This window comes from Halorubrum sp. SP9 (genome assembly GCF_005435015.1).
Classification (GTDB): Archaea; Halobacteriota; Halobacteria; order Halobacteriales; family Haloferacaceae; genus Halorubrum; species Halorubrum sodomense.
Window position 1 is genome coordinate 1 of the sequence record NZ_SGXU01000713.1, and the last position, 233, is coordinate 233.

General features: G+C 54.1%; 1 protein-coding gene. It reads left to right on the forward strand.

Going from position 1 to position 233, the window contains the following annotated elements; genetic code table 11:
- Positions 1-48 precede the first annotated feature (48 nt).
- On the forward strand, positions 49-233 hold a 185-nt coding region (locus EXE45_RS21135; RefSeq protein WP_206750535.1), incomplete at its 3' end, for a hypothetical protein.

A 233-nucleotide genomic window follows, 5' to 3' on the forward strand; every position in this document is an offset into this window, starting at 1 on the left:
GGACACTCAGTCCCAGATCTAGTACCGGTTGAGGAGTTCTTCGCGGGTGTGGACGCGCTAGATTCTGTCCTGTTCGACCTACCACACGAGATTCCAGAACTACCCGACATCACGTCGGTTGGTCCGAAGGTGGACGTCCGAGAGCTTGAAACTCCAGTCGGACAGACGTGGTTCCGCATTTCAGACACAATCAAAGAGCATTTTGATAGCGTAGCCGCAGCGAACCACGAGTT